The organism is Alcanivorax sp. DP30, from assembly GCF_009882945.1.
GTDB lineage: Bacteria > Pseudomonadota > Gammaproteobacteria > Pseudomonadales > Alcanivoracaceae > Alcanivorax.
The window spans coordinates 347,654-361,883 of record NZ_WTUY01000003.1; the positions used below are offsets into that span (position 1 = coordinate 347,654).

Genomic DNA, 14,230 nt, shown 5'->3' on the forward strand with positions numbered 1-14,230 from the left:
GTGACAAAGTGTCTATGATGACCCCTTCGCCCACCGGAAGAGCCCATTAAAAACGCCATGCCCCCACAAGAAACCAGCTGGCAGCAGCCCCTGAAAGCCTTCCTGCATCCCCGCGTTGTCACCATGTTCTTCTATGGTTTTTCCGCCGGGATTCCGCTGCTGCTGATCTTCTCGTCCTTGTCCCTGTGGTTGCGCGAAGCCGGAGTAGACCGCTCCACCGTCACCTACTTCAGCTGGGCAGCACTGGCCTATTCGTTCAAATTCCTGTGGGCGCCCTTGATTGACCGCCTGCCCATCCCGGGGCTTACCAGGCTATTGGGCCGTCGCAGGGCCTGGCTGCTGGTCTCGCAACTGGCCGTGGCATTGTCGATCTTTACCATTGCCCAGGTGGACCCGACCCAGCCCGGAGCGCTGAACCTGATGGCCCTCACCGTGGTGATGCTGGGTTTCACTGCGGCCACCCAGGACATCGTGATTGATGCCTATCGCATCGAATCCGCGGGCATAGAGATGCAAGCTTTGATGTCTTCGTCCTATATTGCCGGCTATCGGGTCGGCATGCTGACATCCGGCGCCGGCTCCCTGGTGCTGGCCAGCCAACTGGGTTCCACCAGCGAGGCCTACAGTTACAGCGCCTGGCAAACCACCTATGCGGTGATGGCCCTGACCATGCTGGTCGGCGCCATCACCACCCTGATTATCCGCGAACCAGACAATCCCAGACCCTCCTCATTCGAGTACACCAGCCAGCAATATTTGCGTTTTCTGAGCATCTTTGTGGTCGGTATTTCCACCTTTGTTGCCATGTACGTCGTCACCGGCTCTCAGGCGGAGGCGTTGCGCAGCCAACTTGCCGGGGCGGTGCACAACAGCGCTCTGGCAGGACTGGTTGTCGAAGCTGGCCGTCTGACTCTGGCCCTTGGGGTGGTGTACGCGGTAGTAAAACTGCTGTCGCTGACGCCGCTTTATGAGAAGCGTCTGGTGGAAGAAAGTTATATCGAGCCGGTGCGTGATTTCTTTTTTCGTTACGGCACCCGGCTGGCGCTTGTGATACTGCTGTTCGTGGGCTTCTATCGCATCTCGGATATCGTATTGGGGGTAATCTCCAATGTGTTTTTTGAAGACATGGGCTTTACCAAGACGGAAATTGCCGCGGTGGTAAAAACCTTCGGGCTGTTCATGACGATCGCAGGGGGCTTCCTTGGCGGTTTGCTGGCAGTCCGTCATGGCGTGATACGTGTGCTCTATCTGGGGGCCATTCTTACTGTGGCCACCAACCTGTTGTTCCTGTGGCTCGCCCATGCCGGTCACGACATCCGCATCCTCTATATCGTTATCTCGGCGGACAACCTGAGTGCCGGGCTGGCCAGCGCCGCCTTTGTCGCCTTCCTGTCCCAGCTGACCAATGTGTCATTCACCGCCGTGCAGTACGCCATTTTCAGCTCCTTGATGACCCTGCTACCCAAAACCATTGGAGGCTACTCCGGCAGCATGGTGGACAACCTGGGTTACCCGGGCTTCTTCCTGCTCGCCAGCCTGATGGGGGTGCCGGTACTCGGCCTGATCTATCTGATCCAGCGCAAGGGGGCATTTCAGGGATAATTTCCCGGCCGATTTCGCCTAATTTTCAATCAACACAAAACCGGCTATAGTTCACAATTACAAAAAACAACAAGAATGCCGATGAACTCTGCCGAAATGGATATTCTGGTCGTGGACGATGCCCGCTTCTCGGCGGCCGTTGTCAACCGCACGCTGGCTAGCGCCGGCTACACCCACATTCGCCATGCCAACAGCGCCCAGGATGCGTTGGGGCAACTGGCTCAACAGCCCGCTGATCTGGTGGTGGCAGACTGGCTTATGCCGGGAATGGATGGTCTCGAGCTAACCCGCCGGATTCGCCAGAACGACGAAGCCGGCAACCGCTATACCTATGTGCTACTGCTGACGGCCCGGGAAGGGGTGGATGCCCTGCAACAGGCCTTCGACCAGGGGGTGGACGACTTCGTATCCAAATCCGCAATGACCGAGCAGCTTCAACATCGCGTCATGGCGGCAGATCGCATTATTCAACGTCACAACCGGGTACAAACCGATTACCAGCGCATGCTGACCTTCAACAGGCAGCTCAAGCGTCAGGCCCTGATCGACCCGCTGACCGGATTCGGCAATCGCCAGGATGGCATGCGCACCTTGCAAAACACTCTGAAGCAGGCAGAAAAGCGAGGAGGAGCAGCCTGCCTGCTACTGCTGCGGCTGGAGGAATTTGAAGCCCAGCAGAAAGAACGCGGGCAGAAAGTCATGCAGCAGGGCGTACTGGCCTTCAGTCGGCGTCTGCGTCAGTCGGTCAGGCCGCTGGACAGCGTCTGCCGTATCCAGCCGGATCTGTTTGCCCTGGTCACCTGGCAACCGCACCTCAACCACTGCGACCCCTCCGGGTTCAGGCGCCTGTACGAAACCCTCAATCACCGTGCCTATCAGACGGCTGCAGGCTTTATCAGCCTGCAGGTAAGCATGGCGCTGGCCTGCTCGGAAGGCAGCACCCCCGCGGACAAGATGTTTGAGCAGGCTGCCTCGGAGCTGGCGCTCTCCGTCACGGAAAAGCGCATCGTGGCGGTCGCCGCCAACGCCTGAATGCACGGCCTATGCCCGATGCGGCAGGGCTGGCGCCGGCTGCCATAACCACGCCGACGCAGACTTTGTCCTTCAGCTGGCTTACCATGCGGCCATGACCTCACCACTACCCCACTGGTATCTGCTGGGTGCCGGCAACATGGGCACGCTGGCCGCCTGGTATCTGACTCAGGCCGGCCATGCCGTCACCGTCATCAAGGCAAACAGCCCATCGATGCTGAACAAATCGCTTCACTTTCCCGATGGCCGAACCTTGCCTCTTGCTCTGCCAGTACGCGCTCCCGAACAACTGGCAGCCCCCATTGATCACTTGATCGTGGCGGTAAAAACGCCCTATAGCCGGACCGCCCTCGACCCTCTCAACCACTTGCTGCACGCCGGCAGTCACGTCATTCGTCTACAGAATGGGCTGGGTGCTCTGGATGGGATTCTGCCTGCCGGTATCACCCCTCTGGAAGCCGTTTCCACCAGTGCGGTAAAGGGCCAGCATCCCGACCATGAAATCGTGGCCGAAAATACCACCTGGCTAGGGGGTAACTCACCACAACCAGCGTGGTTTAGCGGACTACAGCGCCACTGGCCCAACCTGCAATGGGCCAACAACATTCATGTACCGCAATGGCAGAAACTGGTGGCCAATGCGGTGATCAACCCGCTAACCGCCTTGTACGATGTGCCCAACGGCCAAATCCTCGAAGACCCGGACCTGCATCAGCAGGCTGAGCGTCTCTGCGCGGAAGCTGACGCCACCCTGAGCGCCCTGGACCCTGACTGGCCCGGCCAATCCCTGAAAAATGTCCTGGCGGTGGCCAAAGCCACCGCCGGCAACACCTCCTCCATGCGCGCCGACCGACAGCGCGGCGCCAACACCGAGATCAATGCCATCAATGGCTGGATCGTCAAGCAGGCGGAACAGCTGGGTATCGAGGTCCCGGAGAACAAGGCCATGGTGGATGCCCTGAGCGATTGACGGGTTTCGAAAGGCAAAGGCGACAACCCGAGGACGAGCTGATGCGGTTTTTTTCTCAGCCCGCAACTCATCGCTCGAAAATTCCTGGCTTATTGCCTGCCGTTACACCTAACCACTGGATTTAACGCCCGTTTTTCGCCATCGTAGCGGGCACTCATCAATGTCGTGGACACCCCATGCAGCGTAATCTTGTTTTGGCTGTCAGCCTGATAGTCAGCGGCCAGGTGCTGGCCGGCAACGAAATCAAGGCCGTGAAAGTGAGCGGCGCCACCGGTCACCAGCTGGCCAGTGAATTGCCTACCGGTACCGTGGTCATCGACCGACAGATGATCGACAGCCTCCCCGCCAGTAATCTGACCGAGGTACTGGATACCGTGGCCGGCCTGCAGGTGAGTCAGCTCTATGGCATTAACGGCGGCGGAGCCAGCGTGGATCTGCTCGGCTTTGGCGCCACCGGTAACCAGAACACCCTGCTTCTGCTCAATGGCCGACGCCTCTCCGGTATTGATCTGGGGACGCCGGAACTCAGCGGCATTCCGCTTGCCGCCATCGAGCGCATCGAAATCCTGCCCGGTGCCGGCGCTGCCCTGTATGGCAACGGCGCCACCGGCGGCACCATCAACATCATTACCCGCCAGCGCTACCAGAAAAGTGCCGGCATGGAGATCAGCGGGGGCAGCTACAACACCCGTGAAGGTCAGTTTTATAGTACCGGCACCAGTGGCCGTATAAACGGTGCGCTGGCTTATCAAGGCCTGGAGAGTGACGGTTACCGGGATAACAACGATACCTATAACCAAAGCCTTTTCGCCGACCTGCGTTTTCAGGGAGAAGGCTTCCAGGCCTACTTTACTGCCACTGGTGAAGAGCAGACGCTTGGCCTGCCAGGCGGTCGATCCGTGAGCGCGACTGAAAACGCGTTCCGTGAAGATCCCCAGGGCACAGATACCCCGCTGGACGAAGTGGACCAGGACAGCTACTGGCTAATGCCGGGACTGCGTATCAACCTGTCGAATCGCACCGCCCTGACGCTGGATGCCAGCCGTCGCCGCCAACACCAGGAATTCGATTACGTTTCCGGCAGCTATGCCAGCGACACCGTTATCGACAGCTACAGCCTCACTCCCAAACTGGAAGGCCAGCTAACCACCGGCAGCGCGGTGCACAACTGGACGTTGGGCTTCGATCTAAACAAGTACGATTACAACAGCAAAACCAGTTTCGGCAACCGGGAACTGGAACAGGATCAGCGAGCCTGGTACCTGCACAACCTGATCAGCCTGACCCCGAAATTGTCTGTCAGTGCCGGCGCCCGAAAGCTGGAAAGCACCATACGTGGAGAAGGCGAAGACAAGGAACAGGACGGGGAGATGTACGAAGGCGGCCTGCGCTATACCTTCACCGGCAACTTGGCCCTGTTCGCCGGCGCCCAACGCAGCGTGCGCATTGCCAATCTGGACGAGCTGTCTCCCTTCAATCCGCCCATCGACCCGCAAACCGGCCACACCTACACACTCGGCGCCAGCTGGTCCGAGGGCATGCAGCACTCCACCCTCACCCTGTGGCGCGCTGACATCGACAATGAAATCCTCTACGACCCGGCTACGTTAACCAACCGCAACCTGGACGATCCTACCCTTCACAAGGGCATCAGCATCAACTCCCGCTGGCGGCTGGACGAGGACCTGACGCTCACGGCCAATGCCAGCGCCCAGCAGGCCCGATTCGATGGCGGCCAGTACAGCGGCAATGACGTACCGCTGGTACCGGAACACACCATGAGCCTGAGCGCCGACTGGCAGGCCCTGCCATGGCTGTCAGCCCAGCTGAGTCACCGCTATGTGGGTGACCGTCGCTATGACAGCGATCTGGCCAACGAATACACCAAGCTGGATCATTATCGCAGCAGTGATCTGCAACTGACCGCTCACTATCGCGGCGCCTACCTGCGCGCTGGCGTCTACAATCTGGAAGACAATCTGGTGGCCGATTATGGCGTGTACAATGCCAGCAGCGGCGGCACCACGCTCTATCCGCTGCCGGAGCGGCACTACCGCATCGCGATCGGGTACGAGCTTTAAGAACAGTTTCGAGACTCAAGCTACAAGCTGCAACGCGAAATGAGTGGGAAATAACGTAAACTCCCTGCCCGCGAGCTATTTCTGAAATTGTGCGCGGACAGAACCTCCGAAGTTTCAAAACCTGGTTTGTCTGTGTTGTAGCTTGTAGCTTGCTCCCCAATCGCTTGCAGGCAAGCTCCTACAGAAAACCACCCCACAAGGATTCCCATGACCGACAAAACCCGCATCAACCGCGTTATCACCCGCACCGGCGACAAGGGCGACACCGGGCTGGCAGATGGTTCCCGGGTGAGCAAGAGCCATCCACGCATTGTCGCCCTGGGCGAGCTGGATGAGCTGAATGGTACCCTGGGTGTGCTGCGCACCCATGGGCTGGACAAAGACATGGACACCCTGCTGGCCGCGCTTCAGCAACGGTTGTTCGATATCGGTGGTGAGCTGGCGATCCCCGGTCGCGTGGTCATCGATGATAGCGATCTGGTAGAAGTGGAATCCCAGGCGGACACCTTCAATGCCGAACTGCCACCCCTGAAGGAATTCGTCCTCCCCGGCGGTCACCCTGCTGCCGCCTGGTGTCACCACTGTCGCACCGTCGCCCGCCGGGTAGAGCGCCAGATGGTGGCCCTGCATAGCGAAGACGACAATGCCATCAACCCGGTAAGCCTGGCCCTGGTCAACCGCCTCTCTGACCTGCTGTTCATCATGGCTCGCCTGATCAACCTGCGTAATGAACACCCGGAAACGCTGTGGCAACCAAAGCAGTAAGGGCAAGTTACGAGTTACGAGTTACGAAAATCAAAACCCTCCCTGTTTATATCTTCAGCTTTTGCCTTTCGAAACTCGCGTCTCGCCACCCGTTACTCTGTGTTTATGGAAACATTGTGCAAATGGATCCCAGCCACCCGGTGGCGCGGTACACTGGGGTACCTAACCGCTGACCTGACGCCATGGGAATCCGCAACAAACTCTTCCTGATCTTTCTGGGCACCTTCCTGATCCTCACCCTGGCGGCCAGCGGCTTTTACTATCTGGCCTTTGTCCGCAGCCTGGATACCTACCTGGATGAACGCCAGCAGGAGCAGGTTTTTCGCCTGTCCGAGCACCTTGGCACCTTATATCAGCAAAATGGCAGCTGGGCTTTCCTGCTGGACGATCCGCGCCGGCTGGGACGTCTCTATCGTCTGGCCGGTGATGGCGAATCAGAGCGCGGCAAGCGGGGAGAAATGCGGCATCTGCAATTGCTGGATCGCGACAAGTCGGTACTGATTGGTCCTCCGGCACCGCCCAAACTCCGCACCGAAATCCCGATCGAGGCCGATGGCCAGACGGTGGGCTACCTGACCCACCCCAATCAGGATGCCATCCGCGACAAGCTGGCAGACCGTTTCCTGGATCGACAGAAAGGCTTTATGGCCTGGATGCTGGCCGTCGGCGTTGGCCTGTCCTTACTGGTCTCCTGGCTGCTGGCCAGACACCTGGTCGCCCCGATCCTGGCGCTCACCCGCCATGCTCACACCCTTCAGGAAGGGGACTACAGCACACGATTGAGTGACCCAAGAAGAGACGAGCTTGGCACCCTGAGCCGGCAACTGGATCAACTTTCCGCTCGACTGGAGCAAGGCCAGCAGGCTCGGCAGCGCTGGTTTTCCGATATCGCCCATGAACTACGCACCCCCGTAGCGATTCTCAAAGGCGAACTGGAGGCACTGGTGGACGGTGTTCGCCCGCTGAACCTGGCGGCTATCCAGGCGCTGGAAAGCGAAACGGACCAGCTGACCCACCTTATTGACGATCTTCATGATCTGGCGCTGGCAGATGGTGGCAACCTCCGCTACCAGTTCCAGCCTTACGATCTGGTGTCGCTCACCCTCGATGTGCTGGACAACTACCAGCGCACTCTCAATCAACAGCGCCTGACGTTGAAAACCGACCTTCCCGCCCAGGCAAGCGCCCTCATCGACCCGGTGAGGATCCGCCAGCTGCTGGATAACCTGTTACAGAATACGGTCAAATACACCCAGCAAGGGGGACAGCTTCATCTGCAGATCATGCAACAGGGTCGCCAGTGGCAACTGGTGCTGGAAGACAGCGCCCCCGGCGTGCCTGACGATGCCCTGCCGCAGCTGTTTGACCATCTTTACCGGGTGGAAAATTCGCGCAACCGAGGTACCGGCGGCGCGGGCCTGGGGCTGGCGATCTGTCTACGCATTGCCGAAGCCCATGGCGGCAGCCTGATGGCTGCCCACAGCCCCCTGGGCGGAGTCCGCATCACCCTGACCCTGCCTGGAGAGAGCGCATGAGCCGTATCCTGATTGTCGAAGACGAACCCCGCCTCTCTCAGCTGGTGGCCGATTACCTGCAGCATGCTCACTTTGAAACCGAGCAAACCGCGAGCGCCAAAGCCGCCATCGGCCTGGCGCAAAGCGGCCGCTTCGACGCCATGTTGCTGGATCTGATGTTGCCGGACGGCGATGGCATGGAAGTGTGCAAGACAATACGCAAACACAGCGCCCTGCCCATCCTGATGATTACCGCCAAAGTGGACGAAGTGGACCGACTGCTGGGACTGGAACTAGGCGCCGACGACTATATCTGCAAACCGTTCAGCCCCCGTGAAGTGGTGGCCAGAGTCAAAGCCGTGCTGCGCCGCATCAATCCGGAGCCGATTGCGCAGGAAAGCACTCTGGTGCTGGACGAAGAACGCTACGAAGCACGTATTGGCAAGCAGCAGATTCCCCTCACCGCCATCGAGTTCGCCTTGCTGCAAACCCTGGCCCGGCATCCCGGACGCATCTGGTCTCGGGATCAACTGATGGACGAAATCTACCAGGACCACCGGGTTGTCTCCGACCGCACCATCGACAGCCACATCCGCAAACTGCGCAAGAAACTCACCGAACACAGCGACGAAGCCCACGACTGGATCGGCAGCGTGTACGGGGTCGGCTACCGGCTGGAAACGCCGTAGCCCCGCTGTAGCAGAGCCAACTTGATAGCCGGATGAGGGGCATCCACCCCCTGTCCAAAGAAGCTGCAGGAACACATCTTGAGATGCGAACTTCGCGAAGCGAGGCGAGCGAAGGGAGATCAGAGTGATTGATTACCCTTCGGGCAATTCCGTCGTGCTACGCACGGTTCGTCCCCTGGAAGGGAACTCCTACAGTTCACGCCCGGCGCTTTTCCGTTTTTGATCTTCCTTGCAGCTTGTCGCTTGCTCCTTCTCTTCCACATTCCCTGCATATTCCTTGCACTATTTCTTCTGATACTGGTCTCATCAATGACAGGGGCCGCAAGCCTCGCAGACTTCCCCAAGGAGAGCACCATGAAAAAAGTCGCCATCATCTTTCTCGCCGTCTTTTCAACCGCCGCCTTCGCTTACGGGCCTGGCCATGGTCAGAAGGGCGGAGAGCGAATGGTTGAACACATGAGCCAGAAGCTGGATCTGAGTGAAGAACAAAGCGAACAGATGAAAGCCATCTTCGAAGAGCAGGGCAAAAAAATGAAAGCCCTGCATGACGAAACCCAAGGCAAGATCAACGCCATCCTGACCCCGGAACAGCAGGAAAAAATGGCCGAGATGAAAGAACAGCGCAAAGAGCGTTGGGAAGAGCGCAAGGAGAAGCGTAAAGAGAAAATGGAAAAGCGCGGCGAGTAATCAGGTTGCGGTCAGACGTCTGAGGTCGGACGTCCGACGCTAAAATCTAAAAGCCTGAAAGGTCAGTTTGGAGTGACGGGTTTGTCGTCCGACCCCAGTCATCCGACCCGCCCAGAATGAAGAAAGCCGGCTCTTGCCGGCTTTCTTCATTCTGGGCTGACACTTACAGCAACACGCGACGCATATCTGACAGCAACTGGCTCAGATAGCTGGTGAACCGCGCCGCATCGGCACCGTCGATCACACGGTGATCGTAAGACAGGCTCAACGGCAATGTCAGCCGCGGCACAAACTGACTGCCATCCCACATCGGCTGCATGTCCGACCGGCTCACCCCGAGGATGGCCACTTCCGGCCAATTGACGATGGGCGTAAACGCCGTGCCACCAATGCCGCCCAGTGACGAGATACTGAACGTACCCCCCTTCATGTCTGCCGGGGTCAGCTTGCGGTTACGCGCTTTCTCCGCCAACTCACCCATTTCCAGGGCGATCTCTTTCAGGGTTTTCTTGTCCGCATCCTTGATCACCGGCACCACCAAGCCATTGGGGGTATCTACCGCAATGCCGATGTTGATGTAGTGCTTGTGAATCAGGGCGTCCCCGCTGTTTTCCAGGGAGCAATTGAAACGCGGAAATTCCTTCAGTGCCTTGGCACAGGCGGCCACCAAAAACGCCAGCATGGTGAGTTTGACGCCTTCCCTTTCCAACACCTTGTTCTGCTGCTTGCGGAAGGCTTCCAGATCGGTGATGTCGGCATTGTCGTGCTGGGTCACATGGGGAATGGTGAGCCAGGAACGGCTGAGATTCTGCGCGGATACCTTGCGCAGTTTGTTCAGCTCTTCGCGTTCGATATCCCCAAACTGGCTGAAATCGACCTCCGGCAGGTCCAGAGATAAACCGCCACCACCGGCTGCCGGGGCCGGCTGGCCTTCCAGCCGCTGTTTCACCCAGGCATGCACATCCTCCTTGAGGATGCGATCCTTGGGCCCCGTGCCAGTGACGTGCGCCAGATCTACGCCCATTTCCCGGGCCAGTTTGCGTACTGCCGGACCGGCATGTACCGCCTTGCCTGGCGAACTCACAGCCGCAGGGGACGGCGTCGTTTTTGCCTCAGGCTTCCTGTCAGCCTGAGGCGCCGGCGATTCAGGCCTGGCCGGAGCAGGTGCACTCTCGGGAGCAGCTTCAGGAGCCGCACCGCCACCAGACACGGTCAGGGTCAACAGGGCATCGCCGGTGCTGACCTTGTCGCCGGCCTTGATGATGACTGACTCAACGGTGCCCGCCATGGGGGCCGGAATTTCAAGGGACGCCTTGTCGGATTCAAGCACCGCAATCACCTGCTCGGCCTCCAGCACATCGCCGGGGGCCACGCTGACTTCGATAATCTCGGCACCTTCAATGTCCCCCAGATCCGGCACCATCACGGTTTCCGTCCGCGAGGCTCCACGGCTGTCTCCGGATGCAGCCGCCGCAGACTGAGGCGCGGCTTTTTCCGCTTCAACGTCAGCGTTGGCTTCAGGCTTCCTGTCTTCCGCGGCAGGCGCCTCATCGGCGTCTGCCGATGCCGCCTCCACTTCCAGAAGGTCATCCCCCTCCTTCACCCGGTCACCCACCTTTACCTTGATGGCAGTGACCTTGCCCGCCTTCGGCGCGGGCACTTCCACAGTGGCCTTATCGGACTCCAGAACCACGATGGTATCCTCTGCGGCGAGGGTGTCGCCGACTTTTACACTGATCTCGATGACGTCAACAGGATCACTGCTGCCCACATCGGGAACCTGAATCTTCTCACTCACACCATTCTCCTTTTGTGAGACTGTATTGAGGTGCGATCAATGCATCACCGGATAGGGTTTATCCGTGTCGATGCCGTATTTTTCGATGGCCTGCTTTACCTTAGCGGCATCCACCTTGCCTTCCTTGCGCAGCGCATTGAGCGCCGCCAGCACCACAAAGTGACGATCTACTTCAAAGAAGTGGCGCAACTTCTGGCGGGAGTCACTGCGACCAAAACCATCCGTACCCAGCACCGTGTACGGCGCCTTGATCCAGGGGCGAATCTGATCGGCAAAACTGCGCATGTAATCCGTGGACGCCACCACCGGACCGTCACGATCAGCCAGGCATTTCTCCACCCAGTTCTGTTCACGCTGGCCATCCGGATGCAGCAACTCGTCGCGATCTTTACGGATACCTTCGCGGCGCAGTTCATTGAAGCTGGTTACGCTCCAGACATCCGCGGCAATACCGAAATCATCCCGCAGCAATTCAGCGGCCGCTTCCACTTCACGGAGGATGGTGCCACTGCCAAGCAGCTGAACCCGGTGCGCCTTTTTGGTTTTGGGCTTGCCTTCTCGCAGCAGGTACATGCCACGGCGAATACCTTCCTCGGCCCCCTCCGGCATGGCGCCATGCACGTAGTTTTCGTTCATCAGCGTCAGGTAGTAGAAGACTTTTTCGTTGTCTTCGTACATGCGCTTGAGACCATCATGCAGGATCACCGCCAGCTCATAGCTGTAGGTCGGGTCGTAACTGACGCAGTTGGGAATGGTGCCGGAGAGGATATGGCTGTGGCCATCCTGGTGCTGGAGCCCTTCACCGTTAAGCGTGGTACGCCCGGCGGTGGCCCCCAGCAGGAACCCCCGCGCCTGACTGTCCCCGGCGGCCCAGGCCAGATCGCCGATACGCTGGAAGCCGAACATGGAGTAGTAGATGTAGAACGGGATCAGGGCAAAGTTGTGCACGCTGTAGCTGGTGGCGGCGGCCAGCCAGCCGGACATGGCACCGGCTTCGTTGATGCCCTCTTCAAGAATGCGGCCCTTCTTGTCTTCCCGGTAATACATCACCTGACCGGCATCTTCCGGCTGGTACTTCTGGCCACCGGAAGAATAAATGCCCAGCTGACGGAACAGGCCTTCCATACCGAAGGTACGGGCTTCGTCGGGCACAATCGGCACAACACGCTCACCAATCTGTTTGTCCTTGATCAGCGCGCTCATCATGCGCACGAAAGCCATGGTGGTGGAGATTTCCCGATCACCACTGCCTTCCAGAAAACTGGCAAACACATCCAGCCCGGGAATCGTCAACGCCTGACTCGCCTGCTGGCGACGCACCGGCATGAAACCGCCCAGCTTGTTGCGTTGCTCGTTCATATACCGCAGTTCAGCGGAGTCCGATGCAGGACGGTAATAGGGAACATCCTTGAGCTGCTCATCGGTAAAGGGCATATCAAAGCGGTCGCGGAATTCCTTGAGACTTTCCAGATCCAGCTTCTTCATCTGGTGGGTCTTGTTCACCGCCTCACCCGCCCCGGTGGCGTAGCCCTTCACGGTCTTGGCAAGAATCACGGTGGGCCGACCGGTGTGCCTCGTGGCTTCGTGGTAGGCGGCATACACCTTGAACGGATCGTGACCGCCCCGGTTGAGGCGATAGATGTCCTCGTCGGACATGTGCGCCACCAGCTCTTTCAGCTCCGGGTAGGCGCCGAAGAAATGCTCACGGGTATAGGCACCACCGTTCTTCTTGTAGGCCTGGTATTCACCATCCACACACTCGTCCATGCGACGACGCAGCAAACCCTGATTATCTTTTTCCAGCAGCGGATCCCACAGGCGCCCCCAGACCACCTTGATCACGTTCCAGCCCGCGCCACGGAAAACACCTTCCAGTTCCTGAATGATCTTGCCGTTGCCGCGCACCGGGCCATCCAGACGCTGCAGGTTACAGTTAACCACGAACACCAGGTTATCCAGCTTCTCGCGACCGGCCAGCGCCAGCGCCCCCAGGGATTCCGGCTCGTCCATCTCGCCATCACCGAGAAAGGCCCAGACCTTGCGGTTATCTTTCTGGATCAGTTCACGATTCTGCAGGTACTTCATGATGTGGGCCTGGTAGATGGCCTGAATCGGCCCCAGCCCCATGGAAACGGTAGGGAATTGCCAGAAATCCGGCATCAGCCAGGGATGCGGGTAGGACGACAGGCCCTGCCCGTCCACTTCCCGGCGGAAGTTGTCCAGCTGCTCTTCGCTGATACGGCCTTCCAGATAGGCCCGGGCATACACGCCCGGCGCCGAGTGCCCCTGGAAGAACACCAGGTCCCCTTCGTTTTCATCACTGGGGGCCCGGAAAAAATGGTTGAACCCGACGTCGTAAAGCGTCGCGGACGAGGCAAAGGAAGCAATGTGGCCACCGAGCTCGTCGTCGTTGTTCATGTTGGCTCTCATCACCATGGCAAGCGCATTCCAGCGCACCAGGGAACGGATACGGCGCTCCATGAATACATCACCGGGAATGGAGGCTTCGTCTTGCGGGGAGATGGTGTTGAGGTAAGGGGTATTGAGATGGGTGCGATGAATACCCTGTTCCTGGGCTTCGTTGGCAAGGACATCGAGGAGCCAGGCCGCCCGTTCCGGGCCTTCCCGTTCGACCACTGATTCCAGTGCGTCCAGCCATTCCCGCGTTTCGGCGGGATCCATATCATCGAAAAAACTTCTTTTCTGCATGGGCGTGCGTCCTTTTTCGCGTAGCCGGGCGATACGTCAGGATCACTGGCGCACCGCAAAAATACCCGGGGGTGTCCGGGTGAGGCGAACCTCACTGCTCTCCGGCTGCCGCCGGATACCTGCCTTCATACTAGCCATGATGACCGGCCGGTCAAATGACAGAAACCATCAGAAACAGTTATTTAGCCACTATGTCTTGCCGTCATCACAGCGTGCGCCAGCCGGAGGACAAGTACCATAAGACGAATAGCGAAAGGGGGACGGGGGCTCCACCACCCCGTACCAGGCTCGACAGGTTCACAAGGCACCGAACTCCCCATTTGCAAGGCGATTCCGTTCCAAGAAAAACCTGGGGAGCTTTTGGTCGCTCCACCATTCAATCG

Annotated in this window: 10 protein-coding genes; 8 read left to right on the forward strand and 2 right to left on the reverse strand. The window is 58.9% G+C overall.

Annotated features, from left to right (window positions below; genetic code table 11):
* The first annotated feature begins 57 nt into the window (after positions 1-57).
* The 8 genes from GQF00_RS05925 to GQF00_RS05960 all read left to right on the forward strand — a co-directional run bounded on the left by GQF00_RS05925 (position 58) and on the right by GQF00_RS05960 (position 9,340).
* Positions 58-1,602 (forward strand): MFS transporter, encoded by a 1,545-nt coding sequence (locus GQF00_RS05925; RefSeq protein WP_161318236.1) that lies wholly within the window; start codon positions 58-60, stop codon positions 1,600-1,602.
* Between the two features lie 81 nt (positions 1,603-1,683).
* Positions 1,684-2,634, forward strand: a complete 951-nt coding sequence (locus tag GQF00_RS05930) for a response regulator (protein ID WP_161318237.1) — start codon at positions 1,684-1,686, stop codon at positions 2,632-2,634.
* 94 nt (positions 2,635-2,728) lie between these two features.
* Entirely contained in the window at positions 2,729-3,604 is an 876-nt protein-coding gene (locus tag GQF00_RS05935) for a ketopantoate reductase family protein (RefSeq protein WP_161318238.1), read from the forward strand.
* 176 nt (positions 3,605-3,780) lie between these two features.
* Positions 3,781-5,685 carry a TonB-dependent siderophore receptor gene (locus GQF00_RS05940; RefSeq protein ID WP_161318239.1) on the forward strand — a complete coding sequence of 635 codons (1,905 nt, stop codon included), beginning with the start codon at positions 3,781-3,783 and terminating at the stop codon, positions 5,683-5,685.
* Positions 5,686-5,892: 207 nt separating this feature from the next.
* The gene (locus GQF00_RS05945) at positions 5,893-6,450 is read left to right on the forward strand and encodes a cob(I)yrinic acid a,c-diamide adenosyltransferase (protein WP_161318240.1); all 558 of its coding nucleotides are present in this window, start codon (positions 5,893-5,895) and stop codon (positions 6,448-6,450) included.
* Positions 6,451-6,632: 182 nt separating this feature from the next.
* Positions 6,633-7,985, forward strand: a complete 1,353-nt coding sequence (locus GQF00_RS05950) for an ATP-binding protein (RefSeq protein WP_161318241.1) — start codon at positions 6,633-6,635, stop codon at positions 7,983-7,985.
* On the forward strand, positions 7,982-8,653 hold the full coding sequence (locus GQF00_RS05955) for a response regulator (protein WP_161318242.1): 672 nt from the start codon (positions 7,982-7,984) through the stop codon (positions 8,651-8,653). Before GQF00_RS05950 ends, GQF00_RS05955 begins: the two co-directional genes overlap by 4 nt.
* Before the next feature lie 354 nt (positions 8,654-9,007).
* Entirely contained in the window at positions 9,008-9,340 is a 333-nt protein-coding gene (locus GQF00_RS05960) for a Spy/CpxP family protein refolding chaperone (protein WP_161318243.1), read from the forward strand.
* Positions 9,341-9,503: 163 nt separating this feature from the next.
* Here GQF00_RS05960 and aceF read toward each other — a convergent pair whose 3' ends face one another.
* Positions 9,504-11,138 carry a dihydrolipoyllysine-residue acetyltransferase gene (gene aceF, locus GQF00_RS05965; RefSeq protein ID WP_161318244.1) on the reverse strand — a complete coding sequence of 545 codons (1,635 nt, stop codon included), beginning with the start codon at positions 11,136-11,138 and terminating at the stop codon, positions 9,504-9,506.
* Positions 11,139-11,174: 36 nt separating this feature from the next.
* On the reverse strand, positions 11,175-13,847 hold the full coding sequence (gene aceE / locus GQF00_RS05970; protein ID WP_161318245.1) for a pyruvate dehydrogenase (acetyl-transferring), homodimeric type: 2,673 nt from the start codon (positions 13,845-13,847) through the stop codon (positions 11,175-11,177).
* Positions 13,848-14,230: the final 383 nt, after the last annotated feature.